The sequence below is a fragment of the Roseibium sp. TrichSKD4 genome (assembly GCF_000148725.1).
Taxonomy (GTDB): domain Bacteria; phylum Pseudomonadota; class Alphaproteobacteria; order Rhizobiales; family Stappiaceae; genus Roseibium.
Genome location: NZ_GL476311.1, coordinates 436,972 through 463,958, shown reverse-complemented (window position 1 = coordinate 463,958; position 26,987 = coordinate 436,972). Strand labels below are relative to the sequence as shown.

The 26,987-nt window shown below is 54.7% G+C and carries 31 protein-coding genes; 12 read left to right on the top strand and 19 right to left on the bottom strand.

The annotated features are described in order from the left end of the window. The first annotated feature begins 20 nt into the window (after positions 1-20). Positions 21-1,046 carry a fatty acid desaturase gene (locus TRICHSKD4_RS10885; protein ID WP_009759250.1) on the top strand — a complete coding sequence of 342 codons (1,026 nt, stop codon included), beginning with the start codon at positions 21-23 and terminating at the stop codon, positions 1,044-1,046. A gap of 19 nt (positions 1,047-1,065) precedes the next feature. Here TRICHSKD4_RS10885 and TRICHSKD4_RS10880 read toward each other — a convergent pair whose 3' ends face one another. The 10 genes from TRICHSKD4_RS10880 to ccmA form a co-directional block, all read right to left on the bottom strand. Continuing rightward, positions 1,066-1,572, bottom strand: coding sequence for an HAD-IA family hydrolase (locus tag TRICHSKD4_RS10880; protein ID WP_009759249.1), 507 nt, complete (start codon positions 1,570-1,572; stop codon positions 1,066-1,068). Positions 1,573-1,605: 33 nt separating this feature from the next. Continuing rightward, positions 1,606-1,746 (bottom strand): HAD family hydrolase, encoded by a 141-nt coding sequence (locus tag TRICHSKD4_RS31195; RefSeq protein WP_009759248.1) that lies wholly within the window; start codon positions 1,744-1,746, stop codon positions 1,606-1,608. Next, positions 1,733-2,566, bottom strand: coding sequence for a carbohydrate ABC transporter permease (locus TRICHSKD4_RS10875; RefSeq protein WP_009759247.1), 834 nt, complete (start codon positions 2,564-2,566; stop codon positions 1,733-1,735). The genes TRICHSKD4_RS31195 and TRICHSKD4_RS10875 overlap by 14 nt, the downstream gene beginning before the upstream one ends. After that, positions 2,563-3,450: a cation diffusion facilitator family transporter gene (locus tag TRICHSKD4_RS10870; protein ID WP_009759246.1), complete on the bottom strand. Its 888-nt coding sequence runs from the start codon at positions 3,448-3,450 to the stop codon at positions 2,563-2,565. Before TRICHSKD4_RS10870 ends, TRICHSKD4_RS10875 begins: the two co-directional genes overlap by 4 nt. 111 nt (positions 3,451-3,561) lie before the next feature. Further along, complete coding sequence (locus tag TRICHSKD4_RS10865) at positions 3,562-4,338, bottom strand: thioredoxin family protein (protein ID WP_009759245.1); 777 nt, start codon at positions 4,336-4,338, stop codon at positions 3,562-3,564. 106 nt (positions 4,339-4,444) lie between these two features. Next, a complete protein-coding gene (locus tag TRICHSKD4_RS10860; protein ID WP_009759244.1) occupies positions 4,445-5,104 on the bottom strand; it encodes a DsbE family thiol:disulfide interchange protein in 660 nt (219 codons plus the stop codon). Further along, positions 5,101-5,283, bottom strand: a complete 183-nt coding sequence (gene ccmD / locus TRICHSKD4_RS10855; protein WP_009759243.1) for a heme exporter protein CcmD — start codon at positions 5,281-5,283, stop codon at positions 5,101-5,103. The genes TRICHSKD4_RS10860 and ccmD overlap by 4 nt, the downstream gene beginning before the upstream one ends. A gap of 6 nt (positions 5,284-5,289) precedes the next feature. Beyond that, positions 5,290-6,057: a heme ABC transporter permease gene (locus tag TRICHSKD4_RS10850; RefSeq protein WP_009759242.1), complete on the bottom strand. Its 768-nt coding sequence runs from the start codon at positions 6,055-6,057 to the stop codon at positions 5,290-5,292. A gap of 147 nt (positions 6,058-6,204) precedes the next feature. Beyond that, entirely contained in the window at positions 6,205-6,876 is a 672-nt protein-coding gene (ccmB, locus tag TRICHSKD4_RS10845) for a heme exporter protein CcmB (RefSeq protein WP_009759241.1), read from the bottom strand. Beyond that, a complete protein-coding gene (ccmA, locus tag TRICHSKD4_RS10840) occupies positions 6,873-7,523 on the bottom strand; it encodes a heme ABC exporter ATP-binding protein CcmA (RefSeq protein WP_040616650.1) in 651 nt (216 codons plus the stop codon). The genes ccmB and ccmA overlap by 4 nt, the downstream gene beginning before the upstream one ends. A gap of 211 nt (positions 7,524-7,734) precedes the next feature. On the opposite strand from ccmA, the gene queC reads away from it, so the two are divergent. From queC to TRICHSKD4_RS10815, 5 genes are all read left to right on the top strand, one after another. Then, positions 7,735-8,424, top strand: a complete 690-nt coding sequence (gene queC, locus TRICHSKD4_RS10835; protein WP_009759238.1) for a 7-cyano-7-deazaguanine synthase QueC — start codon at positions 7,735-7,737, stop codon at positions 8,422-8,424. Then, complete coding sequence (locus tag TRICHSKD4_RS10830) at positions 8,417-8,791, top strand: 6-pyruvoyl tetrahydropterin synthase family protein (protein ID WP_009759237.1); 375 nt, start codon at positions 8,417-8,419, stop codon at positions 8,789-8,791. The genes queC and TRICHSKD4_RS10830 overlap by 8 nt, the downstream gene beginning before the upstream one ends. Then, on the top strand, positions 8,784-9,527 hold the full coding sequence (queE, locus tag TRICHSKD4_RS10825; RefSeq protein ID WP_009759236.1) for a 7-carboxy-7-deazaguanine synthase QueE: 744 nt from the start codon (positions 8,784-8,786) through the stop codon (positions 9,525-9,527). Before TRICHSKD4_RS10830 ends, queE begins: the two co-directional genes overlap by 8 nt. 3 nt (positions 9,528-9,530) lie before the next feature. After that, complete coding sequence (gene queF / locus TRICHSKD4_RS10820) at positions 9,531-9,998, top strand: preQ(1) synthase (protein WP_009759235.1); 468 nt, start codon at positions 9,531-9,533, stop codon at positions 9,996-9,998. 87 nt (positions 9,999-10,085) lie between these two features. After that, complete coding sequence (locus tag TRICHSKD4_RS10815; RefSeq protein ID WP_009759234.1) at positions 10,086-10,412, top strand: hypothetical protein; 327 nt, start codon at positions 10,086-10,088, stop codon at positions 10,410-10,412. On the opposite strand, the gene TRICHSKD4_RS10810 is transcribed toward TRICHSKD4_RS10815, so the two are convergent. Next, a complete protein-coding gene (locus TRICHSKD4_RS10810; RefSeq protein ID WP_009759233.1) occupies positions 10,397-11,254 on the bottom strand; it encodes a phosphatase PAP2 family protein in 858 nt (285 codons plus the stop codon). The two genes, TRICHSKD4_RS10815 and TRICHSKD4_RS10810, sit on opposite strands and share 16 nt — an antisense overlap. Before the next feature lie 58 nt (positions 11,255-11,312). Next, positions 11,313-12,458 (bottom strand): ATP-binding protein, encoded by a 1,146-nt coding sequence (locus tag TRICHSKD4_RS10805; RefSeq protein ID WP_009759232.1) that lies wholly within the window; start codon positions 12,456-12,458, stop codon positions 11,313-11,315. A gap of 148 nt (positions 12,459-12,606) precedes the next feature. Between TRICHSKD4_RS10805 and TRICHSKD4_RS10800 the strand changes: the two genes are divergently transcribed. After that, positions 12,607-13,575 carry an AEC family transporter gene (locus TRICHSKD4_RS10800; protein WP_009759231.1) on the top strand — a complete coding sequence of 323 codons (969 nt, stop codon included), beginning with the start codon at positions 12,607-12,609 and terminating at the stop codon, positions 13,573-13,575. A 19-nt stretch (positions 13,576-13,594) separates the two neighbouring features. Here the strand turns inward: TRICHSKD4_RS10800 and gluQRS are convergent, their stop codons facing one another. Then, positions 13,595-14,494: a tRNA glutamyl-Q(34) synthetase GluQRS gene (gene gluQRS, locus TRICHSKD4_RS10795; RefSeq protein WP_040616648.1), complete on the bottom strand. Its 900-nt coding sequence runs from the start codon at positions 14,492-14,494 to the stop codon at positions 13,595-13,597. Between the two features lie 71 nt (positions 14,495-14,565). Between gluQRS and TRICHSKD4_RS10790 the strand changes: the two genes are divergently transcribed. Further along, positions 14,566-15,207, top strand: coding sequence for a DNA-3-methyladenine glycosylase (locus TRICHSKD4_RS10790; protein WP_009759229.1), 642 nt, complete (start codon positions 14,566-14,568; stop codon positions 15,205-15,207). Here TRICHSKD4_RS10790 and TRICHSKD4_RS10785 read toward each other — a convergent pair. Beyond that, positions 15,204-15,989, bottom strand: a complete 786-nt coding sequence (locus TRICHSKD4_RS10785; protein ID WP_009759228.1) for a carboxylesterase — start codon at positions 15,987-15,989, stop codon at positions 15,204-15,206. The genes TRICHSKD4_RS10790 and TRICHSKD4_RS10785 overlap by 4 nt on opposite strands. Positions 15,990-16,009: 20 nt before the next feature. Between TRICHSKD4_RS10785 and TRICHSKD4_RS10780 the strand changes: the two genes are divergently transcribed. After that, positions 16,010-17,281, top strand: a complete 1,272-nt coding sequence (locus TRICHSKD4_RS10780) for a glycosyltransferase family 4 protein (RefSeq protein WP_009759227.1) — start codon at positions 16,010-16,012, stop codon at positions 17,279-17,281. 86 nt (positions 17,282-17,367) lie between these two features. Here the strand turns inward: TRICHSKD4_RS10780 and TRICHSKD4_RS10775 are convergent, their stop codons facing one another. From TRICHSKD4_RS10775 to TRICHSKD4_RS10760, 4 genes are all read right to left on the bottom strand, one after another. Next, positions 17,368-19,245, bottom strand: coding sequence for a methyl-accepting chemotaxis protein (locus TRICHSKD4_RS10775; protein ID WP_208993061.1), 1,878 nt, complete (start codon positions 19,243-19,245; stop codon positions 17,368-17,370). A 207-nt stretch (positions 19,246-19,452) separates the two neighbouring features. Continuing rightward, on the bottom strand, positions 19,453-19,989 hold the full coding sequence (gene thpR / locus TRICHSKD4_RS10770; protein ID WP_009759224.1) for an RNA 2',3'-cyclic phosphodiesterase: 537 nt from the start codon (positions 19,987-19,989) through the stop codon (positions 19,453-19,455). 240 nt (positions 19,990-20,229) lie between these two features. Beyond that, a complete protein-coding gene (locus tag TRICHSKD4_RS10765) occupies positions 20,230-21,282 on the bottom strand; it encodes an aldo/keto reductase (RefSeq protein WP_009759223.1) in 1,053 nt (350 codons plus the stop codon). 46 nt (positions 21,283-21,328) lie between these two features. Continuing rightward, complete coding sequence (locus TRICHSKD4_RS10760; protein ID WP_009759222.1) at positions 21,329-21,958, bottom strand: arylesterase; 630 nt, start codon at positions 21,956-21,958, stop codon at positions 21,329-21,331. Positions 21,959-22,068: 110 nt separating this feature from the next. Here TRICHSKD4_RS10760 and TRICHSKD4_RS10755 point away from each other — a divergent pair, with 110 nt between their 5' ends. The 3 genes from TRICHSKD4_RS10755 to TRICHSKD4_RS10745 all read left to right on the top strand — a co-directional run bounded on the left by TRICHSKD4_RS10755 (position 22,069) and on the right by TRICHSKD4_RS10745 (position 26,308). Then, complete coding sequence (locus TRICHSKD4_RS10755) at positions 22,069-22,785, top strand: ABC transporter ATP-binding protein (protein ID WP_040616646.1); 717 nt, start codon at positions 22,069-22,071, stop codon at positions 22,783-22,785. Next, a complete protein-coding gene (locus TRICHSKD4_RS10750; protein WP_009759220.1) occupies positions 22,782-25,349 on the top strand; it encodes an ABC transporter permease in 2,568 nt (855 codons plus the stop codon). The genes TRICHSKD4_RS10755 and TRICHSKD4_RS10750 overlap by 4 nt, the downstream gene beginning before the upstream one ends. Positions 25,350-25,522: 173 nt before the next feature. Next, positions 25,523-26,308 carry a Bax inhibitor-1/YccA family protein gene (locus TRICHSKD4_RS10745; RefSeq protein ID WP_009759219.1) on the top strand — a complete coding sequence of 262 codons (786 nt, stop codon included), beginning with the start codon at positions 25,523-25,525 and terminating at the stop codon, positions 26,306-26,308. Between the two features lie 84 nt (positions 26,309-26,392). On the opposite strand, the gene TRICHSKD4_RS10740 is transcribed toward TRICHSKD4_RS10745, so the two are convergent. Next, positions 26,393-26,800, bottom strand: coding sequence for a DUF2794 domain-containing protein (locus TRICHSKD4_RS10740; protein WP_040616732.1), 408 nt, complete (start codon positions 26,798-26,800; stop codon positions 26,393-26,395). Positions 26,801-26,987 lie beyond the last annotated feature (187 nt).

Genomic DNA, 26,987 nt, shown 5'->3' with positions numbered 1-26,987 from the left:
ACTGACGGTAATTCGAAAATATGCTCGACACAGTTGGCTCGACTCTCAACACCACCGAAACCCGTGATCCCCGGGATTGGGTGAAGATCCTGTCGGCCTATCGGGAACCGAACCCCTTGCGCAGCACGTGGGAGCTGGCGATCACACTCGGCGCCTTTCTCGGGCTTTGGGCCCTGGCATGGGCCGCGCTTTCAGTCAGTCCGTGGATCAGTGTTGCCATTTCAGTGGTCAATGCCGGTTTCTTGTTGCGGCTCTTTGCCATCCAACATGATTGTGGCCACGGAGCCTTCTTCAAAAACAAGGTTTTGAGTGACTGGGTTGGACGTGCACTCGGCGTTTTGACACTCACGCCATACGACGTGTGGAAACGCGCGCATGCCATTCATCACGGCGCGGCAGGAAATCTGGACCGACGCGGTCTGGGGGACATCAACACCTTGACAGTTGCCGAGTATCAGGCGCGGTCCCCGCTCAAGAGGTTTCTCTACCGTCTTTATCGCCATCCATTGGTGCTGTTCGGCCTTGGACCGGGTTACATTTTCTTACTGGAATACCGTCTACCGCTCGGGCTGACCAATCATGCGATTTACTGGATCAGCGCGATGGTCACCAATCTCGCTATCATTGCCGGATTAACCGCTATCTACCTGCTCGGCGGCTGGATGCCTCTTGTCTTTATCTTCCTGCCAACCACCCTGTTTGCGGCAACAGCCGGTGTCTGGCTCTTCTATGTGCAACATCAGTTCGAAACCACGCACTGGGAACAGGAAGAAGACTGGCAACTGCATGAAGCGGCCCTGAAAGGCAGCTCTCACTACATTCTGCCGCCAGCCCTGCAATGGCTGTCAGCCAATATCGGCATCCACCATGTCCATCACCTGTGCAGCCGAATTCCGTTCTACCGTCTGCCGGAAGTCCTGCGCGATCATGAAGAACTGGCTCACAGCAATCGGCTAACGATTTCCGAAAGCATCTCCACTGCCCGGCTGCACCTGTGGGATGAAAATTCCAAGCGGCTCGTGTCCTTCGCCGACGCAAGAGGATAAGTCCCGGCCAATCGGAGAGTTACCGCAAAGCTACGGCAATCTCCGCATGGCTTTCAAAAACACGCTCCGCGCCTGCGTCTTTCAACCGCTCACCCAGCTCTGAGGTCGCATGCCCGCCGCCGATAAAGCCCCATGTTGTCATTCCGGCAGCTATTCCCGCCAGAACGCCATTGGCACTGTCCTCGATCACCAGACACTCGGCAGGATCAACGGATAATTTCTCGGCGGAATACAGAAATAAATCGGGGGCAGGCTTTCCGTTTTCGACAAAATCACCCGAATAGACGTGCTCATCGAAATATTTGGAAAGACCAGTCATTTCCAACTTGCGAACCAGCCGGTGAGCTGCGCTGGACGAGGCAACCGCCCTTGGACCAGTGACCTGATCCAGAAGATCATGAATACCTGCAATTGGCTGAAGTTCTGTCTCCATCCGCTCATAGACTTCAGCGGCAAGATCTGGACCAAACGCCTCGGGCAAAGACCCTTTGCCGAGCTTGGCATATTCCACCGCAACCTCTGACACGAAATCGTCTGGCCTTAGGCCGTTAAAGCGCTGTTAATAATCACTTACCGCGTAGGCGAGACCAATATCCGCCAATCGCCGCATTTCCACCTCGACATAAATCGCTTCAGAATCGACCATTACTCCGTCGCAGTCGAAAACAATCGCCGCGAAGTCCGGCTTAGTGGCTGCCATCAAAAAGACCTTTCACAACTTGGCGCTGGAACAAGATGACCAAAAGAGCGGGAGGAAGAACGGACAGGCAGGCCAGCATCATGCCTGTCAGACTGGAAGGGCCAAAAAACTGTAGGCCCCGCACCAGCGTATAGCGTGTTTCATCCGAGGCAATCAGCACCGGCCATAGATACTGGTTCCAGCCAGTCACAAAAGCGACAATAAAAAGCGCACCCATCATTGGCATCGACATGGGCACCAAAATGTCGATGAAATACCGGATCGGTCCGGCGCCATCCATGCGGGCAGCCTCAACCAGCGTTTCCGGAACGGTCTTGAGATACTGCACGAAAAAGAATGTGCCAATGCCTGTCGCAAGCAAGGGCAGGATCATACCGGAATGGGTATTTGTCAGTTCAAGCGATGCCACCACACCATATGTTGGCAGGAAACGAGATTCGAGCGGCAGCATGATGGACAGCAGCAAAACGGCGAAAATCAGTGGGGCACAGCGAACGCGAAAATAGGTCAACGCGTATGCCGCCATCAATGACAGGAGTACCTTCAAGGCCGCAAATCCGGCCCCCAGAACGAAGGAATTCCACGCCAGAAGTAAAACAGTCGCCTCTCCGCTTGCCCCGAGGGCGGTATCAATCAAACCGGAATAGTTCTGTAGTCCGGCCTCACCGGGTAACAAGGTCAGGCCTCCGCGGGGCAAAGAGCCAGCTGGATGTGTGGTTGTTAAAAGCAGCGCCACCATGGGTCCACACATAAGGACCGACCCGATCAACAAAATCAGATGATCAAAGACCTGCCGCAAAGTGGCGCGCTGCACGCTCACAGAACCACAATCCCCGAGTGTTTGGCTTTATGCTCCGGCTCAACATGAATGGTAACGCGAGCACCGGGAATATCTTCCTGAATGGCCTCTTCGATCCGGTCGCAGATCGCATGCGCCTTTTCAACAGACATTGCCCCCGGCACAACCAGATGAAACTCAACAAAGGTGGAGCGCCCGGCAATTCGGGTCAAAAGATCATGCGCTTCCAGCGCTCCTTCCCCATGTTCGGAAATCAGATCCCGGATCGTCTGAAGCACATCGGCTGAAGCTGCTTCATCCATCAAACCACTGACAGATTCCTTCATCACCTCCCACCCGGTCCAGAGCACCGCAATGCCAACACAAGCCGCCAAAAGGGAATCGAGAACCTGCCACCCGGTGACAAACACCAAAATGACCCCTACCAGAACACCGAGAGAGGTGATGACATCGGAAGATAAATGTTTGCCGTCTGCAACAAGGGCGGGAGACTTGTGGCTACGCCCATACTTGATCAAGAACCAGGCCCAGCCACCGTTAATAGCAGCAGCCAGCACGTTCACACCAAGCCCGACCGGCGACCATGTGACGGGTGCGTTTGAGACATAGCCCTGCCAGGCAGCTGCAAAAATGGAAATTGCAGCCAGAACAATCATGACGCCCACGAGAACGGCAGCGAAATACTCTGCCTTGTCATGACCATAAGGATGGTTGGAATCAGCTGGCTTTGAGGAAAACCAAACCGCGAAAACCGTTGCCAGCGAGGACGCAATGTTGACCGTGGTTTCCAATGCATCCGAATAAAGAGCAACGGAACCTGTCAGCCAATAAGCTGCAAACTTGAGCGCAAGAACCAACACACCAACGCCAATGCTGGCTAAGGCGATCTGCAATCTCAGGTTCATGCAGCGAACTCCGTTAAACGTCGGTCAGGTTCGCGCACTTGGGTAGCAGGTTTGAGGGTGAAGGCAAGGGGCCGGGATCAATTTGCCCGGCTCCTTCCCAAAAATCAGAAACTATTGGGCGGCTGAAGCCATCTGCAGATTCATGATGTTTGCCCCGATAATTTCGCCGGGACCATCGTCAGTATCGACCTGTACAAGGATCGCGCATTTGTCATTTGCGCCCTTGCGCATTTCCGATTTCGGCAAGCGGATCTTGGCAGGCTCCCCGGTCCAAACGCCTATCGGCTGCAGGCTCCGAACGACGTTTCGATAGGTGATGGTCCGGCCAGCATTTTCACCGCGGCGGATCTCCACCTCTTCGGCAGAACTCACGCGAAGAAAATAGACATTGGCCTTGTCCGCACCCGATGGAAGCGCGCCGTCAATGATGACCTCAAGCGCCATGTCGGACCGGCTCATGGCAACCTTCGCGGTGAAGGCCGGAGCTGTTTTCAACGCCTGAACCACATCGTTTCGGCGGCTGCCAACAACGTGGCTCAGACCATTGACCACCAATTGAGGTGTATAAACGGATCGGTCACCCCGTTTGACCGCATAGGAACGCTGGCGATCCGAATGTGCACTGCTGGCCAGCGTGTCCGGCCAACCGAGGTAATCCCAATAGTCGACCGCCATAGTCAGCGGCAAAATGGAACTGTCTTTCGCCAAATCGTGCAGCAAACGGTCAGCAGGCGGGCAGGACGAACACCCTTGGCTGGTGAAAAGCTCAGCCACGACGCGAGGCTCAGTGCCAGAGGCAGACGATGTCATCAGCGGGCTACCAAACGTTGCCGCAGCGCATACCCCGGCAAAAAGCAGATTTCGAAGTGTCGCATATCTCAAGGTCATGGCTCTATGTTCCGCATCAATCTGCGAAGAACATAGGCAACTGCCCCTTCAAGTGCGAGTAACGAGGAGGTGACGGAAGCCAATCACACCTGTTTGTGATTGCAATTCAATTCGATTGCGGGCCGTTTGGTGTCTGCAAGATGACCTCAAGCTGCGGCAGAAATTCGTCGCGATAGCTGGTCGGGCTCAGCGGGCCGATATATTTGTAGCGGATCGTTCCCGTCGCATCGACAATGAACGTTTCAGGAATGCCGTAAACACCCCAATCAATCGCGGCGCGGCCGTTTGGATCAGAGCCAACCCTGTCGTAGGGATTGCCGAGACTGCCTAAAAACCGGCGAGCGTTTTCCGGCTTGTCCTTGTAGTTGATCCCGATCATCTGGAACCCATCCTGCTTTGCAAGCTCTTCGAGAAGAGGATGTTCCCGACGACAAGGGCCACACCAGGATGCAAAGACGTTCACGATGGACACTTTCCCGATCATGTCAGCCTTGGAAAATCCCTCCAGCTGAACACCTTCAGGTGCCAGTCCCTCAACAGCAGGAAGAGATGCATCAGGCGCAGGCCGCCCAATCAGAACCGACGGAATCTTGCTCGGATCATTGCCCATGGTCAGCTGAAACAGGAACAGCGCAGCCAAAGCGGCAAAAATAATGACCGGAAGCAGAACCAGAATCGGGATCCGGCGTCGTTGCGGTTTGGACGCGGAAGACAGCTGCTCAGCAGGGTCTTGCTCGGCCGGATTCTGCTCTGATTGCTCACTCATGACTGTGCTTGATTGCCTCTGGCGCGCTTAATGCCCTGCTCTTCCAGCTCATTCAGAGCCTTGTTCAACTGACGGCGGTCCAAAACCACCCAGGCAATCAGTCCGGCAACCACAGAAATGGTGATGAAATAGCAGGCAATGATGAAACCGGCGTGGGGGCCGAGGTCGAAAGGATCCATGTCCGCTTACTCCGCCGGTTGGGTGGTTGCTGTGGCAGCAGCTGGCCGCGCGCTTGCAGCCGCCTTCTGGCGCATGGTCCGCACGCGGCGGCGCAGCACCTCATTTTGCATAGCCCGCAAATGGAGCACGAAAAAGAGCACGCTGAACGCAAACGCCATGACAAGCAGCGGGACCAGCATATCGGGATGAATGGTCGGACCATCCAGCCGCATGACGCTGGCTGGCTGATGCAAGGTGTTCCACCAGTCAACCGAGAACTTGATGATCGGAAGGTTCAACGCCCCGACAAGGGTCAGAACGGCCGCGGCTTTGCCTGCTTTGATCGGGTCTTCCATGGTCCGCCAGAGCGCCATGAGCCCCAAATACATGATGAACAGCACCAACACGGAGGTCAGGCGCGCATCCCACACCCAATAAGTTCCCCACATCGGCTTACCCCAGAGCGATCCTGTCACCAACGAGATGAAGGTGAAGGCAGCTCCAATTAGCGCCGCGCATTTGGCCGAGACATCCGCCAACGGATGCTTCCAAACCAGTGTCCCAATTGAGGAAAGTGCCATGACCGAATAACACATCATAGCAAGCCAGGCCGCAGGAACATGAATGAACATGATCCGGACTGTGTCCCCTTGCTGATAGTCTTCCGGTGCCATGAAAAAGCTCTTGTAGAGCCCAATGGCGAACGCGATCACGCATATACCAATGAGCCACGGCAGAATGCGATCTGCCAGGCGCATGAAGCGTGTCGGATTTGCGTAGTCCCAAATTGCCATAGAATTGTTCTAATCCACGCTTGGATGTCATTCAATGGACATCAACGTCGCATCGTTAACCTGAGCGCCTACCCGATCTTGCATTCACAAGGCAATAATTTCGCGTGATGATTTCGATAGATCGCCAAGAAACGTAGGGTTTAAAACCTAATCAGCCGCAAAACGTAGGGCCACTGCGGATGCCAATGGCCCCACAACAGCTGCAATCAGCGACAAGGCGCACATGATCAAAAACGGCGTCATAAACGGTACCGGATCATGAATGGCCGCATCTGCCGAGCTGACCCCGAAAATCAGAACCGGGATGGCAAGCGGCACGACGAGAACAGCCATGAGCAGACCTCCGCGCCGCAATGTTACCGTCAAGGATGCCCCAATCGCCCCAATGAGCGTCAAAGCTGGTGTGCCGACAAGAAGCGTCAATGTCACAGCGCCGATGGCAAGTGGCTCAAGGTTAAGGAAGATTGCAAGCACGGGAGCTGCAAGAACAAGGGGAAGGCCCGTTGCCATCCAATGCGCCAAACACTTGACCAGCACAACCAGTTCCAGTGAACGCCCGGACATTAAGATAAGATCCAGAGCGCCGTCTTCCCGATCAGCCTGAAACAGTCGATCCAGCCCTAAAAGAGTGGCGAGCAAAGCACCGATCCACAAAAACGCAGGTCCAATTCGCGCCAAGAGGTTCAGGTCTGGCCCAACGCCAAAGGGAATAACGGTGACCACGGCAAGGAAAAACAGAACACCAACGACACCACTCCCCCCGATCCGGACGGCAATGCGCAGCTCACGCAGAAATAGCGCTTTGGCCCAACCGGTCATACCGCCTCTCCCTCGCCAGCCTGCGCTGTCTCCAAGTGGAGTTTGCGCATAGGGGTGAGTGCCAGTGGCGTATGAGTCGCTGTCACGATCATCCCGCCCTTCGCCAAGTGACCATTCATAAGATCAAGCAATGTTTGCTCTGATGCCGTATCAAGCGCCGAAGTTGGTTCATCCATCAACCAGATCGGGCGAGGCGTGACCAAAAGGCGGGACAAGGAGAGGCGGCGTTTTTGCCCAGCAGACAAGTAGGCAGCAGGCAGTCGGGCTGTGTGACCGATGCCCAGCAATTCCAGCGCCTCATGAGGCGACATACCGTCGCCAGCAAAACCGTGAGGAACAGCAGCATCGGAAAAGTCTTGCCAGAACACCAGATTTTCCAAAACGCTCAAAGCCGGTTTGACTGCATCCTGATGGCCGAAATAATGCGCGTGCTCATATGGCGTGTGGTCATCAACGCCGCCCGATAGAGTCAAATGCCCTTCAGCCAACGCAACAAGCCCGGCCAAGGTGCGCAGGAGCGAGGACTTGCCCACTCCGTTTGGACCGGTCACCACAAGCGCCACGCCGCCCTCCAGCGAAAACGACAATCCCTCGAACACACGTCGATCTCCCCGATCAACGGTCAGGTTTTCAGCAATGAGTTCCAGAACATGCTCCCGGCAGCCAGTGTTTTGCCTTGTGTTAGTGCGGGAAAGGCGGAATTGGCAAGAGCAGTTTGGTTCAAAGCATTGTCAGAACTGACGGTCAGTAGAGATTTCAATTGCATTTTGAGGACTGATCTTTAGAAAACCTCCGTCCGCCATCCAGCGGAAACCGGTCGCAGCCTACCCGGTTCTAGCCAAAACAAGGGTCAAAAACTTGAAAACACTCGTTGTCTGTTCCGGCGGAATGGATTCCGTCACCCTTGCGCACAAGGTGCAGAGGGAAAACCAACTCATCGCTCTCCTCTCCTTCGACTATGGCCAGCGCCATCGGAAGGAGCTGGACTGCGCGAAACAATGCGCCGACGACCTTGGCGTTGAACACATCCTTATCGACATCTCCGGTATCGGCGCCAAGCTGAGCGGGTCAGCCTTGACCGACGATATTGATGTGCCTGACGGCCACTATGCGGAAGACACCATGAAAATCACCGTGGTGCCGAACCGCAATGCCATCATGCTAACAATTGCCTTCGGGATTGCGGCGGCTCGCGGCGCTAATGCAGTTGCTGCTGCGGTCCATGGCGGGGATCACTTCATTTATCCCGATTGCCGCCCCGGTTTCGTAGAGGCCTTTGAAACCATGCAGCGTCATGCGCTGGAGGGGATGAACGACATCCGGCTCTACACGCCCTTTGTCCATCTCTCCAAGGGGGACATTGCCGCTGAAAGCGCGAGGCTGGGCGTCGACCACCGCACAAGCTGGTCTTGCTACAAGGGCGAGAACCTTCATTGCGGGCGCTGCGGCACATGCGTGGAACGTCGCGAAGCCTTTCATCTGGCCCAGGTTCCCGATCCGACACCTTATGAAGACCCGGACTTCTGGAAGGAGACCTGCAATGTTTAGGATCTGGAAGGAGTTTCATTTCTCCGCATCCCATCAGTTGTTCGGTTTGCCGGAAGACCATCCGTGTGCCCGCCTGCACGGACACAATTACGTCGTTGAGGTGGAACTTGCCTCTGAAGAGCTCGACAGCGTCGGTTTTGTGCGTGACTACCGAGAGCTCGGAGCTTTCAAGAGCTATATCGATGACACGCTGGACCACCTGCACCTCAACGATATTCTCGGCGATGATGGCGTAACGGCAGAGCGGATGGCCCAGCACTTTCATGACTGGTGCAAGGCCCGCTGGCCGGAAGTGGTGGCTGTCCGCGTCCGCGAGACCCCGAAAACATGTGCGGAATACCGCCCGATGCGATGCACCCATGGCTGACGGACACCAATCAGAAAAGTCGATCCGGATCAGTGAAATTTTTGGCCCGACCATTCAGGGCGAAGGCGCGCTGGTTGGCAAACCGACCGTTTTCGTTCGTACCGGAGGCTGCGACTATCGCTGCTCGTGGTGCGACACACTCCATGCGGTTGACGCCGAATATCGCCACGACTGGACGCCGATGTCGGCTGCAGAGATATTTACAAAAGTGGAAGAACTGTCCGGCGGCATCCCGCTGACGGTTTCTCTCTCCGGCGGCAATCCAGCGATCCAGCCGCTTGCCTCCTTGATCACACTTGGCAAAGCGAAAGGCTATGCATTTGCATTGGAAACACAAGGCAGCGTCGTCAAGGACTGGTTTGCCGAGCTGGATGTTCTAACCCTCAGCCCCAAGCCACCATCCAGTGGAATGAAAACGGATTTGGCTGCTCTCGATGCCTGTGTCTCGGCAGGTGGTGTCGCTACCCAGATCGCGCTGAAATTCGCCGTGATGGATGAAGCTGACTATGCCTTTGCACGTCAGATTTCCACCCGCCATCCAGCTCTGCCCGTTTATCTGCAGCCGGTCAACCACACGCCGCCGCCGCCCGATACCGAAGATGCGGACATCGACATGAGCGGCATTATGGACCGTATGCGCTGGCTCGTAGAGCGCACGATGTCTGACCGCTGGTATTCAGCAACCCTTCTGCCTCAGCTGCATGTGCTGATCTGGGGCAACCTTCGCGGAGTTTGACCCATGAGCGACAAAACCATTTATGAGAACCTCACCCAGCTGGGCACATCAACTGAACTCCCCCGGCGCCCGGAAGACGCAGTTCTTGAAAAAGTCCCAAACCCGCAAGCCGGGACCGGTTATATGGTGCGGTTCGTCGCACCGGAATTCACCTCGCTTTGCCCGATCACAAGCGCTCCGGATTTTGCACATCTGGTGATCGACTATGTCCCACGTGATTTTCTGGTGGAGAGCAAGTCGCTGAAACTGTTTCTCGGCTCCTTCCGAAATCACGGAGCCTTTCACGAGGATTGCACGGTTTCCATCGGGAAACGGCTCGTAGACCTTCTGGATCCCCAGTGGCTTCGGATCGGCGGCTACTGGTATCCGCGCGGCGGCATTCCGATCGACGTCTTCTACCAGACCGGCCCGGCCCCGGAAGGTGTCTGGATCCCCGAGCAAGGCGTCGCCCCTTATCGTGGACGTGGTTGATCCACTCGCTTCCCAAAGGGAACCGGCTTCATAAAACTGTCTCGAAAAGCACGTTAATGGAGAGCGTTTTGAAGGAAGGCGCTCTTCATGAAACTCGTTCTTTGGGCGCTGGCTGCCGTCCTGATCACCTTGGGGTTGGCAACGGTCCTGCTGCCCATTCCAACCGGCGTGCCCCTCTTGGCGTTAGGGGCCATTTTGATCATCGCGACCAGCCGGGCCGCGGCACGTCTTGTGCGCAAGCAGCGCAAGAGCGAGCACCGGCTGAATTCGGCATTCCTTTGGCTGGAAAACAGGGCACCTACAAAACTCGCCCGCATCCTGAAACGCACCCGTCCACGCAGCAACCACGATCAAAAAACGACCGTTATTCGCCGTCACCTTAAGAGGCGATCAAACAATCAGGCCAGGTCCTGAAATTTCTTCCAAAATGCGGAAAGGGATCGGCCAAGCCAGCGCATCAGCCGCCCGAGGGCGATGTGGAGCCTCCGGCCAAATCGCGTGAAGGCCAGATCAAATTTTGCGTCTGTTGGATGAAACGGTGCCTTGTAGAGCAGCCAGTGAATGGACAACATCAGGATAAGCGTCAATCCCCATGACAGCAGCGTGTCGGAAAAGAAATGACCACCAAAGGCAATTCGGTTCGCAGACAGCGCAACACAAAGCGGCACGGTGAACACCAGAACCGCAAATCTCCAGGTTTTCGGGACAATCAACGCCGTTCCAACCAGCCAGATGCTGGCTGATGCTTCACCAGAGACGAAGGAACAATTCCTGTCGCAGTAGTCCGTCGGCACCCAGACCAGTTGATGAGGCAGATCACCACCGAACTCTTCGACAGACCGTGGGCGGGGACGCCCCCAATTGTCCTTCAAGATGGTGTTGACCAACACGCCCGGACCAAGGATCAGCGTAGAAATCAGGAAGGTTGGAATGCGCAGCGGCAACAATGGCCTGTGTCCGGGCAAAAGCACTTTCAAAAGCAGAACGCCGACTGCTCCAACAGCGATCCATTTGACGAGATGCGGCCCCAGATGGCGCACTTTGCGCAAAAACGGGTCTTGTTCGGCGATAAAGCCGCCATCTTGCCAATAGAACAGGCTGCTCACCCAAAGATCGATCCTGGGAAAGACAAGAAAGACGGCTGACACCAAAATGACATAGCCCCACAGAGCCAACATCGGGTGGCGTTTTAACCAAGCCCAAGGGTCTTGGCTGGATGGCTCCGTCGGCCGGATGGTTGCCTGATCTTCACTCATGGCGGCTGTTTAGCGCAAAGGATTTTTCAATACCATGACAATCGGGTTTCTCACCAAATCAGGAGCGTTCAGGTGCAACCTCCGACAACACCCGATAAAGCTCAACCGGAGAAAGTGGTTTGGCCAAAATCTCGTGAATACCGCCCGCTTTGAGTTCAGCCGCATCAATAGTTTCAACACCAGCTGTCACGGCGACAATTGGAGGCAGGTCGATGCCAAATGAGGATTGCCACGCTTCGGCACACTCCGTGCCATCCATGCCCGGCATATACAAATCCAGCAAGACAGCATCGAAACGATCCGTTTTCAGAATTCCAAACGCCTCTTCTCCACTACTCGCCTCAACGGAGGTAACACCAAAAGACTCAAGCAAGGCAGCCAATAGATGCCGGTTCGTATGATTGTCATCAACAACCAGAACCCGGGCAGAAAGTGGTCCGGTCGGAAGCGCCTTTAGAGCAGGATCCGTCTCCTCAGCATCTCCCTCTGGCAATTGGTCAATATCGCGTTGAACCGGCAGCGTGATCACAAATCGGCTGCCACCATCAGCGCCGGGAAAAACTCTAAGTTCACCGCCCATCTCACGGAGCAGATCGGAAGCCCCCCAAAGACCAAGCCCGGTTCCCGCTGCCCCGCTCTGTCCAGCACTCCCGCGTTCAAATGCACGGAATATCCGTTCCGCTTCGCCATCATCAATCCCGGGTCCGGTATCCTGAACAGAAATCTGAAACAGAGTGCGATTGACATTTGCCCCGCTGACACACGGCGTTGCGCGAAGCGTAACACTGCCGTGCTCGGTATACTTGATCGCATTGTCCAACAGCGTGGCCACAGCCCTCGACAGGTTGCCAGCGCGCTCCACATGCCAACCCGGTCCCATGTCTTCAAGCTCAGCCTTTAGCTCAAGTCCTTTTTGCCGAGCGGCTGCCCGAAATAAATCTGCTTGATCCTGAAGAATGTCACTCACGGACACCCGGTTCGTATCCCGGTCGATTTGCACACGGGCCGCAGCATCCACCAATTCGCTTGTCATCCGTGTGAGCGCGTCAATCGCACGGGTTAAAACCTGAAGGTGATCCTGCTGAGTGGTGGAAAGAGCCTCGGTTCCAATCAGATCAGCCGTGAGGCGCATCGCCGTTAAAGGCGTGCGCAAATCATGCGCCAGAAGAGCGAGCTTGCTTTCAACGTCTGAAGGGTCCGGCATTTCGTATTCGCATCCACTCCTGAATTTGGCGACGCCGTTCGACAATCATCACCGCATAGTGGCACGAAAAAAACAATTCAGTTGGCCGTTGGAAAAGACTAACTTGCGATAAATCCACGCATTTCCTGTTTTCCGGACACCCAACCAGATGCTGAACGCCATTTTGTCCATCACCTTGCCTGTCTTCATCCTTATTGGCATTGGGTATGGAGTGGCTCGTTTCGAGCTTTTATCCAGATCAGCAGGCGAAGCGCTCGGGCAATATGTTTATGTCATCGCCATTCCTGTCCTGATCTTCAAAACCCTGTCTGGAGTCAGCCTTGGTGGACATTCTCCCTGGGCGCTTTGGGCGACTTATTTTAGCGGCATTCTGGTTGCTTGGACCCTCGGCACAGTGATCATTCGCAAAGGGTTTGGCCGCGAGGCCCGCGCTGGTGTCATCGGCGGAATTTCAGCTGGCTTTGCCAACACGGTTATGGTCGGCATTCCGCTGGTCGCGCAGGTCTATGGTGACGACGGATTGGCGGCCCTCCTGGTCATCATTTCAGTTCACTTACCGATCATGACGATTGTTGCTGCCATCTTGATGGAGCGTGCAGCAGCTACAGACAACAATGCTTCCCCTGCCCAGCTCAAAGACCAATTGCGGACAATCGGCAAGAGCCTTGCCACCAATCCGCTCGCCATTGCCATCGTTTCTTCGGTCTTGTGGCGAATGTCTGGCCTCCCTGTCACAGGCATTTTTGCAGATGTTCTTGACCGGATCGCCGCAACGGCTCTGCCCGTTGCGTTGCTCTCTCTTGGCATGAGCATGGTGCTTTACGGCCTGCGCGGCAATCTTGTGCCCGGTCTGTGCTTGAGCGTAGTGAAAATGCTGGTGATGCCGGCAAGCGTCTTTGTGCTTGGTGCCTATGTCATCCAGTTGCCGCCACTTTGGACGTGTGTTGCCACGTTGACCGCCGCATGTCCTACAGGTGTCAACGCTTTCATATTCGCCAACAAATTCGGAACCGGCCACGCCATGTCCACCAATGCCATTACAGTCACCACGGCGGCAGCTGTTCTGACATGCGGTCTGTGGGTCTATGCACTGGAGCTCTGGCGCGCAGCGCTATAGGCGTGCCACAGCAAAAGTCTCACCGTTCTAAACCGATACGCTCCAAAACCGCAGCTCGCGTCCACCCGGCATGGCGTAGCGCGCGCAGACTAGTCGATTGTGACGACTTGGAGAGCTTTTGCCCATCTTCATCCAAAACTAGCCGATGATGGCGATACACTGGCTCTGGCAGATCCAACAAAACCTGTAGCAGCCGATGGACAGACGTTGCCTGATAAAGGTCCGTACCACGAAGAACATCCGTTATTCCTTGCGCTGCATCATCCACAACGACGGACAGGTGATAGCTGGTGGGCGTGTCCTTGCGGGTCAAAATAATGTCACCCCAGTCCTCTGGAGAAGCGGCAATAGGTGTTGGCGTTTCGGTTAGCGAAGGTCCTTCCGGTCCCGCCTCCTGCCAACTTAGCGGCTGGTTCACCTGCTCCAGTGCGGCTTTCATGTTGAGACGCAGGGCGTAGGGTGCATCCCCAATCAACCGGGCATTCAACTCATCTTCACTGAGAACAATTCTGTCACCCGGATAGAGTGGTGCACCATCCGGATCGCGCGGCCACCTCTGACCGAGCACCTCTTGTTCTTCAACAAAACGCTTGATCTCTGCCCGGGTTAAGGTGGCCCGATAGACCAGCCCTAGCGCCTCCAGCTTGCCAAGCGCTGTCTGATAGGCCTCAAACCGTTCACTTTGGCGCAATACGGGAGTGTCCAGCGGGTATCCGAGCCACTCAAGATCCTCAAGCATCTCCTGTTCAAGAACCGGAGTGCAGCGGGCGAGGTCAATATTCTCGATGCGCAGGAGCGCTTTTCCTCCGAGCAGCTCTGCGGCTCTGGCGTTCAATAGGGCAGAAAGGGCGTGACCCAAATGCAGATGCCCGTTAGGAGACGGAGCAAAGCGAAAAATCGGGGAAGGCTGAGTGCTCATGCCAAACCGGATACGCAAGAAAACCCTGAGGCGCAAGAAATTGGCGTCAGTCGAGATCCAGACATCAACCCATGCAGATCATCTCCAGCCTTGAAGACATTTCCTTTGCCATGGCCGAGTTGCGGGGCCTGGATCCAAAACTGAGGCCGGTCATGGAAAGCGCGGGAAACATCCCCCTACGTCGCCGTCCGCCTGATTTTGCCGGATTGGCGCAGATTGTCACCGGACAGCTTGTCTCGGTTGCAGCGGCAGCCGCTATCTTTCAACGACTGGAAGCAGCCGTGTCTCCGCTGACGGCAAAAGAAATCGACAACACACCCGACGAGGTCTTGAAATCGGCTGGCCTGTCCATGCCAAAAATTCGCACACTCAGAGCCATAACCGAAGAATGTCGTCGAGGTCTCGATCTGGCGGCCCTAGCAGCCGCCCCCGCTGAAGACGCGCACAAGCGCCTGTGTGCCATCAAGGGGATTGGACGCTGGACTGCAGACATTTTCCTGCTCTTTTGCGCGGGCCATCCTGACATCTTTCCTGGCGGGGACCTTGCCCTTCAAACGGCAGCACGCGATGCATTTGGTCTGCCAGACCGGCCAGGTGTGAAGGAAATGGATGCACTGGCCAGCCAATGGGCGCCATGGCGCTCTGTCGCCGCACGTGTTTTGTGGGCCTGGTACAAGACCCAAAAAAATGGCAAGGCCACAATGCCGCTTTAGGGTCTGTGAGAAATCATTCGGTCAATTGTGCACAGTAGCAGGTCAATATCCTCTGGCCAGGAAAGCCGATGGTCCCCATCTGGTACGATCGTGAAGGTCACATTATCCAGCGGCAAGGCTTCGACCAGTCGCTGTGAATGCTGCCATGGCACGTCAGGATCCTTTGCTCCTTGCAGGATCGCCACAGGGCACCCCGTCTGCAAGGACCGGTTCAAAATAAGGTGGTTGCGTCCATCCTCAATCAGCTTTCGCGTGATGACATAAGGATCATCGGAATAAGCGGAAGGTTGCTCAAACCGCCCAGTTTCCATGATTGTCTTGCGTATTTCATCGGTAAACCGGTGTTTCCACATAAGCTCTTCGGTGAAATCTGCAGCAGGTGCGATCAACACCAGACCTTTGATCTTGCGGCTGTCTTTGCGGGCAAGTGCCAAGAGCATGGCCAGCCATCCTCCCATGGAAGAACCGATCACAATCGTGTTGTCACCACAGCAGGCATCAAACACAGCCTGCGTTTCTTCCAACCAATCCGACAGGCAAGCTTCTTCAAAGTCCCCACCGGACATTCCATGCCCGGAATAGTCGAACCGTGTAACTGAATACCCCTTCACGCGCGCCCAATTGGCAACAGCGACAGCTTTGGACCCGGACATGTCCGACTTGAAACCTGAGAGCCAGAAAAGCCCAGTCTTGGCAGTGTCAGCATGTTCTGAACGCACTGCGATCTGGCGCGCAGCCGCCCCTGATCCAACAGTCTGGAATTGCGGTTCAGCGCTGGTCATACTATGGCTCTCCCCAGAATATGCGCATTTGGCGGTGCGAACGACCGACACCTGCTCCAAATGGCATAACCCGGTTCAAAAAAGAAGTCTCTGTAGTGTCTTCAAAACCAATTGAAACGCATGGCCCAACAATCCTGCAAGTGATCCCGGATCTTGAAACCGGGGGAGCGGAGCAAACCACATTGGATGTGGCAAAGGCGATCGTGGATGGTGGCGGAACCGCTCTGGTTGTCAGCCAGGGCGGACGCATGGTCGCCGAACTGGAAAAGGCAGGTGCCCGGCACATCAATTTGCCGGTCAAATCCAAGAATCCGCTGACCATTTGGCATAATGCGGGTCGCTTGGCTCGTATCATTCGGGACAATAATGTTCAGCTTGTCCATGCAAGAAGCCGCGCACCAGCATGGTCAGCCCTCTGGGCAGCCCGGCGTACCAACATTCCTTTTGTGACGACATATCACGGCTTCTACAATCAAAAGACACGCCTCAAGGCGTTTTATAATTCGGTGATGGCACGCGGTGACAAGGTGATCGCTAACTCCCACTACACGGCCAACCTGATTGCCGAGCGCCATCCGAACAGCAAATCGCGCATTGTCACAGTTCATCGCGGGTCTGACCTTACCGCGCTCGACCCGGCTTCAGTGTCGAGTGAACGTCTTCAGGCCCTAAGGGCAAGCTGGGATCTTCCAAACGACCGACCGCTCATCATCAATCTGGCCCGGCTGACAAGCTGGAAGGGGCAGATGGTGATCATCGAAGCCATGGGCCAGCTGAAACAAGAAGGCATGACAGTACCCATCGCTGTATTGGCGGGAGACGCGCAAGGCCGCGAGGGATATCTTGCGAGCCTGAAAACACGGATTGATGAGCTGAACGTGAACGACCAAGTGCGCCTGGTAGGGCACTGCTCAGATGTTCCGGCAGCGCTTGCGCTTGGAGCGCTCTCTGTCGTTGCCTCAACTGCCCCGGAAGCTTTTGGACGGGCTGCCGTGGAAGCGCAGGCAGCTGGTGTGCCTGTGATCGTTTCTAAGCTGGGTGCGGTTCCAGAAACCGTTCTGGCCCCGCCCGTTGTTCCAGACAACGAAAGAACCGGTTGGCATATTCGCGCAGGAGATGCAGAAGCGCTGGCGAAAGCCATGCGTCATATTTTGGACCTTGCAAACGAAGAGCGCGACGCACTTGTTGATCGTGCCCGCGCCCATATTCAAAAGAACTTTTCGGTAAAGGCCATGACCCGGAAAACACTGGATGTCTATGAGACACTGCTTCCAGGTCAGAAATTCGTTTAGGCCGCCCGGATTTGCTCCAGGAACCGCTCAACTTCTGTCTTCATCGTCTCGGATTGCCGTGACAATTCATCAGCTGTCACCATGACCTATTCAGAGGCTGCGCGAGCATCACTGGTCGCCGTCTGTAGAACCGCCACACTGTCCGAAACGCTTGACGTCCCGCTTACCGCTTCCTGAACGTTTTGAGCAACTGAACGAGTGCTTTCTTCCTGCTCGCGCATTTGCTCCGCAATTGTATTCGAGGTTGCCTTCAATCCACCGACGACTTCATCGATACGGTTCATTGATCCGACCGCAGTCGACGTTTCATCTTGAATTTGCTTGATCAAGCCACTGATGCTTTCGGTTGCCTTTGCTGTTTCATGAGACAGAGCCTTGACCTCTGCAGCAACAACCGCGAACCCTTTGCCAGCCTCTCCTGCACGAGCAGATTCAATGGTCGCATTGAGTGCGAGCAGGTTGGTTTGTTCGGCAATGTCGGAAATCATCGAGACAACTTCGCCAATCGTTCCAACAATTTCAGCCAAATTGTCCATTTGCCGTGAAGCGGTTTCGACTTCTTCCGAAACCTGCTCGGAAGAGCGAGAGGCAACGTTTACCTGCCCGCTAATCTGGTTGATGGACGCAGTCATCTGCTCAGCGGCATCAGATAGCTGTTGCACATTATCACTGGTCGCAATCGAGGCCTCTGAGGCTGCCTCAGCGCGGTTCGCCGTGGTACCTGTTGCTGACGACAACGACTCTGCCGCGTTCACGAGTTTACCCGCCGATCCACTGACACTGGAAACAAGGGAGCAGACCGTTTCCTCAAACTGCCCTGCAATCTTGTCCATGAGCTCCCGCTTTTCATCTGCAGCTCTGGCTTCTTGTTCTTTTTGTTCAGCTTCCAGCTGACTGGTTCTCAAGGCATTTTTCTGGAATACCTGAATTGCACGCGCAATTGCACCGATCTCGCTACCTGTCTTTGCATAAGGCACCTCAATGTCCAGCACACCATCGGCCAACTTGCTCATCGTATCGGTGAGTGATCGAACCGGCCGCGTTATACTTCGCCCGATCCACCAGGCTGCCAACAACGCGATAACTGCTGACAAACCCGCGACAAACAAAAACAATTTTCCGGAAAACGCCTGTGTTTCGACGACGTTCTGTTGGGCTGCTCGTTTACCTTCGTAGGCGACCTGTTGGATATGCTCAAAACTGGGAACAATCCCCTCAAACGTGGCATTGAGGGCCGATACTTCTGCGTGAATGTCCTGCGCAAGTTTGGCGTAGTTCTGAAAACCTTTTTGATAGGCATCCATCAAACTGGTAATTTTTTGTTTGTCAGCGGTTGAAAGGGAAGAGATCCTCAACAATTCGTCAAATTCAGAACGACGTTTATCGACCCGGCCAACATATTTCGCATCTCCCCGCAACATGAAGTCTTTTTCGTGCCGGCGCATCATCAGCATCTTGATGGTCAGGTTTTCCAAATTGGCTTCATTCAATTGTTTCTCGACAGCATGAACCGCTGAACGAAGGGAACCGCGCAGCCCTTCTTTCTCGGTAAGGCCCATGGTCAAATTCGCATCCGTCAACTCTTGGAACACCGCTGCGTGAGCGTCCAAACCTTCACGAACGACCGTGACGTCTTTTTCAATTAACTGGATGCCAGGCTGCGTGGCCAACTCAGAAAGGCGCGTTTTGGCGCTTTCTACATGCTGATGATACGCATCAAGCAATTCTCTATCGCGGATTAACAAAAACGATTTGCTGGTGCGCCGCATTTCAACAGCATGAGAATACGCTTCAGACGCAAGCTCGTTCATAGTCGTGTAAGAAACCTGACGCTCGATTTCCCGATCAACAATCGTCGCACTGAAGAGATAGGCCGCTGCCAATGTAAAAATCGAGAGCAGAGCCAAAATGGAAATTGCACCGACACGCACGGCTATGGGGGTTTTTGAAATAACACTGTTCAAGGCTTCGCTCCATATTCGCCAATCACGCCTTCCCATTCAGAAGCGTTTTCGAAAACTGGAGCGAATTCGATAATTAAAAATTGAACCCAAATATAACTATTTTTACCAAGCAATAACGACAATGAATTTATGAGAAATCGAGAAATAGTACGATTAGTTTTTACATTACAACTACATACATAGGCACTAATAACACCGACATATTCATCAAGCCGCAAGCGGATACGCTTCTTCAACGAGATATGGACCACCTCCCACACTCGCCTTGGCCGAAAACAATACAAACCGACCAGCCAAAAAGGGAGGCGCCTCGAAACCTCCGCGTTCAGACAGCCACTTGGCAACATCTTCGTTTGTCGAGGTACGACAACGGGCAACCGTTACATGAGGCGTGTACTTTCGGCGCTCTGGCGGTAAATGCAGCCGCTGCAAAATACGCTCTTGTTCAGCCTGCAACTCTTTCAGCTCAGGGCTGGGGTTGACCCTTGCCCAGACAGCATGAGGTTTGCCATTTCCAAAAGACCCAAGACCATCAAGGCAGATTTCGATGGGAGCACGTCGGATTTTTTCCAGCGCGTTGGCCACTTCATCAGCCGTGCGATCATCGATATCCCCGATGAAGCGCAAGGTAATGTGATAGTTTTCGGGATCAATCCAGCGCGCGCCCCTGAGACCGCCCCGGAGCATGGAGAGCATGAGACCCGTTTGAGCCGGGATCTCAAGACCTGTAAACAATCTCGGCATCGGACACTCCTCCGCCAGTCGCTGATAACTCTATGAGGAATCAACTTCAGACAAAGCGCAAGTCCAAAACGTATTTCTTTGAATTTATAAGGCTTTTCCCACAACCGTAATGCACTGCTTGTGTGAAAAGCGTCAGATCAGCTGCCCTATTTCTAAGCCAGCTGATTCTCGAAGTTCACTCGTATTTTGCGCCTGAGACAAATCGGCGCTCAACACGCTTTCTCCAACACAAGACCCGCCTCAAGGAGACGGGTTTCCACGCATTTGATGCACCAGGTCAATCTTCTCCAGAACATCCGCATCCAGTTTCACATCAACGGCCTCGAGATCGGCGACAAGCTGCTTCTGGCTCGTCGCCCCGATGATCACGGACGTCATGAAGCTCTTTGACAGAGCAAAAGAAATGGCCATCTGCGACGGATCAAGCCCCGCTCCCTTTGCAATTTCCAGATAGTCATTGATTGCCTCAGCCGCACCCGGCTTTTCATAGCGTTGCAGTCGGTCAAACAAAGTCTTACGCGCACCCGCTGGGCGCGCACCGTCCTTGTATTTTCCGGTCAAATACCCCTGAGCAAGTGCTGAATAAGCCAAAAGGCCAACATTTTCACGCAAAGCGATTTCCGCCAGATTAACTTCAAAGGTACGGTTCAGCAGCGAGTAGGCATTTTGAATGGACACCACACGAGGCAATCCATAGCGCTCGGCAGCTGCGACATAGCGCATTGTGCCCCAAGCGCTTTCGTTGGAAAGACCGACATGGCGAATTTTCCCAGCCTTCACTAAATCCTGCAGCACTTCCAAGGTGCTCTCGATAGAGTTTTCATCCTCTGCCGGATCGACATCGGCCCAGCGGGTCAGGTTGGAGCCAAACCCTGAAACATTTCGGTCCGGCCAATGAAGCTGGTAGAGGTCGATATAGTCAGTCTGCAGGTTCTTCAGACTGCGATTTACGGCTTCTTCAATTTGATTGCGGGTCAGACGCCCCAATGAGCCATCTTCGCGAAACCAGTCCATTTCCGTGCGCCCAACCACCTTGGTCGCCAGAACAATCTTGTCGCGATTGCCGCGAGCCTTGAACCAGCTGCCAATGATTCGCTCGGTCCGCCCTTGCGTTTCCCGGTTTGGCATGATCGGATAAAGCTCGGCCGTATCAAAAAAATTCACACCATGACCGACGGAAACGTCCATCTGGGCATGGCCTTCCTTTTCGGTATTCTGCTCGCCATAGGTCATTGTCCCCAGACAGATGCTGCTCACATCAAGGTCGGTTCGTCCGAGACGGCGATAGTCCATCAGGCAGTCCTTTTGGAAGTTTGAAACGGATTGGCAGGAAAGCGCATTATCGCGCAGCAGCGCGGGCCAGTAACTCTTCGACAACCGGTAGCATATTTGAAACAATCACGGAAACACCCTCTCCATTCGGATGCATTCCATCAGCAAGGTTCAGCTTCGGATCAAGAGCAACCCCTTCCAGAAAAAAAGGATAATGAAGCGCCCCATGCGCCTCGGCAACATCGGCAAAAATTGGATCAAATGCCGCCGCATACTCGTCGCCAAGATTGCGTGGGGCCAACATTCCAGCCACTAGAACGTCCACACCGCGCTCCGATAAGCGGTTGACCATGGCATCAATATTCTTTCGCGTTACCTCTGGCGAAATACCCCGCAAGGCATCATTTGCGCCCAATTCCAGGATCACAGCACTAGCCTTGGCCCCTACTGACCAGTCCAATCGCGACAGTCCGCCCGAGCTCGTATCTCCCGACACGCCCGCATTGACCACAGTCACTGCATGCCCACGATCTCTCAGCGCTTTTTGAAGTTGGGCGGGAAACGCCTCTTCGGGAGGCAATTGATAGCCGGCAGACAGGCTGTCTCCAAGCACAACCACTTGAAGAGGCTCATCTTTTGCTACCGCTGCGACAGGAAGCAAAATGGCTGCGATGAAAGCGATTACAAATCGATACATTTTATTGTTCTCAATCGGTCTGGAAAGCCCTGATTATGGCACCATATCGTGGCAGTTGGTGGCATAAGCAACCATCAAAGTTCACGTTTGGAAATTTTACAGGTTGGAATATGGCGAACGAACCGGCAATCGCGCTCAAGGATGTGCATTTGACACTCGGAGACGGCGCGGGGCGGGTCCACATCTTAAAGGGCGTGACGCTCGACATTGAAGCAGGACAATCTGTTGGTCTTGTCGGCCCCTCCGGGTCCGGAAAGTCGACCCTGTTGATGGTCATGGCCGGACTGGAACGAGCGGATGAAGGCAGCGTTCATGTGGCAGGTTCTGAACTTGGCCCCTTATCCGAAGATGCCCTTGCCCAATTCCGTGGTCAAAATGTCGGAATTATCTTTCAGTCCTTCCATCTCGTTCCAAACATGACCGCACTTGAAAACGTTGCAGTTCCCTTGGAACTGGCCGGACGATCTGATGCGTTCGAAAAAGCCGAAGCAGAACTTGAGGCCGTCGGTCTCGGCCATCGCCTTCACCACTACCCGGCCCAAATGTCTGGGGGCGAACAGCAACGGGTGGCCGTTGCCCGCGCGCTCGTTGTGGAACCCAAGATCCTGATCGCGGATGAGCCAACCGGAAACCTTGATGAGACAACCGGCGCGCAAATCGTTGATTTGATGTTTTCTGTCCAAAGAGAGCGGAAGACAACGCTTGTGCTCGTCACCCATGACCCGGCGCTTGCAGACCAATGCGACCGAACCATCCGTGTGCGATCCGGAGAAATCGAAGAAGCCGCCTCAGATGTACATCCTGCAAAGGAAAGCATCCGGGCATGACCACCAGCACTTCCAATCCGGCCAGCCTCCGGCTTGCTGTTCGTTTTGCCTTGCGCGAATTACGCGGTGGCTTGAAGGGCTTTTACATCTTCATTGCCTGCATTGCGCTGGGTGTGGCTGCCATTTCAGGCGTCAGTTCTCTATCGCGATCCCTGACCGAAGGCATTTCCGCCGAAGGTCAATCCATTCTGGGTGGCGACCTCTCTGTTTCAATCGTACACCGTCAGGCCAGCGATGATGAACTGAAGTATCTGAACGGCCTTGGAGATATTTCCCGCGTCGCCACCCTGCGAGCCATGGCACGGCTAGAAAACGGCGTTGATCAAGCGCTAGTGGAGCTGAAAGCCATCGATACGGCCTACCCGCTCTACGGCGATCTTTTGCTGCAAAACGGGACAGCTTCAAACAGCGCGTTGAGCAAACAAGAGAGTGGTGCCTGGGGCGTTGTCGCAGATGCCTCTTTGTTGGCTCGCCTGAATGTGTCGGTCGGCGACACACTCAATCTTGGCAAGGCGCGTGTTGTCATCACCGACCTGATTGAGAACGAACCAGATAAACTGGCAAGCGGTCTCGAATTCGGGCCAAGGCTGATGGTGTCGGATGCAGCCCTGGAAAATACCGGTCTCGTCCAACCGGGAAGTCTGGTCCGTTGGCATTACCGCCTCCGGCTTCCGGCAGGCACCAGCGAGGCCGAGTTTGCATCCATCGCCGAGGCGGCAGAAAAAACGGAATCTGAATCTGGATGGCGCGTGCGCTCGCGCGCCAATGCATCACCCGGCCTCCAGCGCAGCATTGGCCGGTTTGCGCAGTTCCTGACACTGGTTGGACTGACCGCACTGGTCGTCGGCGGGGTTGGGGTGGCAAACGCTATTCGCGCCTTCCTGGAAACAAAGCGTGAAGTCATCGCCAGCTTCAAATGTCTGGGCGCGACAGGCGGGTTCGTTTTCCAAGTCTATCTAGTGCAAATGATGTTGCTTGCTGGCATTGGCATCGGCATCGGCCTGATCTTTGGAGCCATTATTCCATTTGCTGCCGGGCTTGTTTTGGGCAGCGTTTTGCCTGTCGAACTAGCTGTTGGCATTTACCCATTGGAGCTGGGTCTCGGGCTCCTGTACGGTTTCCTGACCGCACTCACTTTTGCACTTTGGCCTTTGGGCCGTGCACATGATGTCCCGCCAACCGCGCTTTTTCGCGATCAGGTATCCGGCCAACGCCGTTGGCCGCGCAAGCGGTATCTCATTGGCACCACATTGATGGTCTTGGTGCTCGGCGGGCTTGCGATCTTCATGTCGCATGAGCGCAATCTGGCACTTGTTTATGTATCTGCTTCAGCCGCTGCCTTCGTTTTGCTGGCCATTGTTGCCCGCGCCATCATGTTACTGGCCCGCCGCGCGCCGAAAGTTCGTTCAACCGAGCTGCGGTTGGCAATCGCAAACATTTACCGCCCCGGTGCTCTGACTCCCTCTGTGGTTCTCTCACTCGGGCTTGGTCTGTCCCTTCTTGTCGCGCTGGCCCTGATCGACGGCAATTTGCGCAAGGAACTGAGTTCAAACGTCGCCGGAGAAGCCCCAAGCTTCTTTTTCATTGATATTCAAAACCACGAGAAAGATGCATTTCAAGCTCATCTGAATACCGAAGCCGCTGGTGGAACAATTGAGAGCGTTCCCATGCTGCGCGGACGGGTAACCCGCTTGAGAGGTATTCCGTCTGAGGACTACGACACGTCCGGTGGCTCCGGATGGATCCTGCGCGGAGACCGAGGCATCACCTATCAGGCCACAGCCCCTGAAAACGCCAAAATCGTTGAAGGTGAATGGTGGGATGAAAACTATTCCGGAAAACCACTTGTTTCCATCGAAGACGAAGCGTTCCGAGAATTGGGACTCAGCCTCGGCGATGAATTGACCGTCAATGTTTTGGGCCGGGAAATTACGGCGGAAATTGCCAACACCCGCGAGATTGAATGGCAAACCATGTCCATCAACTTCGTGCTGGTGTTCTCGCCCAACACCTTTGCCGGTGCCCCGCATGCCCACCTCATGACCCTTGGATGGGAAAATGAGCCGAGCTTTGAAACAGAAATGGACGTTTTGCGCTCTGTCTCAAACGCCTTTCCAACCGTGACAACCGTGCGTGTGAAAGATGCAATTTCGCAGGTCAATTCACTGATTGAACAACTCGCATGGGCCATTCGCGGTGCATCGTCGGTTACGCTGATAGCCAGTGTTCTTGTGTTGGCCGGGGCACTTGCCGCCGGCCACCGCAGCCGCATTTATGATGCAGTGATCCTGAAGACCATTGGCGCGACGCGGCCGCGGCTTATCATGGCTTACGGACTGGAATACGCCATGCTCGGTCTGTCCACCGCACTGTTTGCGCTTGTGGCCGGTGGCCTTGCAGCCTGGTTTGTCATTGTCCAGATCATGGGCGGAACTTTTGCCATCATGCCAATGACAGCGATTAGCGCAGCAATTGCAGCACTTATACTGACTGTTGGTTTCGGCCTTATCGGAACATGGAAAGTGCTTGGCGAAAAACCGGCTCCGGTTCTGAGAAATCTATAATTCTGCAGAACTGACGTGTAATATGCGCTATAATCGCGCATAACATGAAAATTCTGTAATGATTTTTTCGTACTTTTCCGCTTGTTGTACGAACTGACACATACCATATTATACGAGAAAACCATCAAGAGCCCTGTGGCTTTTGTCTCAAAACAAAGGGGAAGCAATACATTATGTCGACCTTCGACCGGAACACTCAGGCTCCGTATCAGGTTGCCGGCAGCCACGCCGAGGCCGGCATTGATGAGGGCCTGCGCGCCTACATGCTGGGCGTCTACAACTACATGACCTTTGGTCTGGCTCTCACAGGCTTTTTCGCGCTGGGTACAGCAATGCTGGCAACAACCAGCGACCCGAGCGCAGCCGTTGCACAGCTGGGCAACGGTCAGCTTCTAACGCAATTGGGCGCGACGCTTTACGGCAGCCCGCTGAAGTGGGTCGTCATGCTCGCACCGCTTGGCATGGTTCTGTGGCTTTCATTCCGCATCCAATCCATGAGCGCATCTGGTGCCCGCACCATGTTCCTCGTTTACGCCGCTGTTATGGGCGTTTCGCTGTCCTCGATCTTCCTCGTTTATACAGGTGGCTCGATTGCACGCGTTTTCTTCATCACAGCAGCAGCCTTCGGCGGTTTGAGCCTCTTTGGTTACACGACGAAAAAGGACCTGTCCGGCTTGGGCTCGTTCCTGGTCATGGGTCTGATCGGCATCTTCATCGCGTCCTTAGTGAACATGCTCTTCCTAGAATCTTCGGCATTGCAGTTCGCGATCTCCGTTATCGGTGTTCTCGTGTTCGCAGGCCTGACGGCTTACGACACACAGCAGATCAAGGAGATGTACTACGAAGGTGACGGCCACGAGGTTGCGACCAAGAAGTCCGTGATGGGTGCCCTGCGCCTCTACCTCGACTTCATCAACCTGTTCCTGATGCTGCTGCAGCTGTTCGGCAACCGCGAATAAGCGCGCGGGACTCCACAGAACGAAGAAACCCGGCCATTGCGCCGGGTTTTTTTATGCGAAGAGCGGCGATAAACCGATTTGGTGTCAGGCATCCACCAGTCTGAGGTGACGCTTTTGCTTATCCAGAACCTTGATCACCTGTGCCAAGTCATGGCCGCGTTTCAGGATTGTCCCCCCAGTCGCAACAACCGAATAAGCCCCTTGCTTGCGCGCCAGCTTCGGGTTCTTTTCAATCCGGTAAAGCGGCATTTCAGAGCTCCGCCGGAAAACAGAAAAGACCGCCCGATCCTTCATGATATCAATGGCGTAATCACGCCATTCACCTTCCGCCACCTTGCGTCCATATAGCCGCAGAATCGTATCGAGTTCTCGACGGTGAAAAGAAACAACTGAAGGGCGTTGAGCATTCGAATTGCCGTGAGCTTTGCTCGAACTGCTTCCGAGCGCGCTCCCGGCGGAGGGCTGTGCCGCGCTGTCTTCGGTGTCGCTCATCCCGCCTCCTTCAACAACGTTGGGCGAACCAAAATGGCCCGTTACGTCATCATGCGCTGACCAGTTTCCATTTGGCAAGAGGAGCAGTGCAAATTGCTGACCCGGCTACATGTTTTGGGCATGAAACCCGCTGGGATATCGGATGTTGAAATGGCGCAATTTTGAACTCAAAAAATCACCTTTTTGC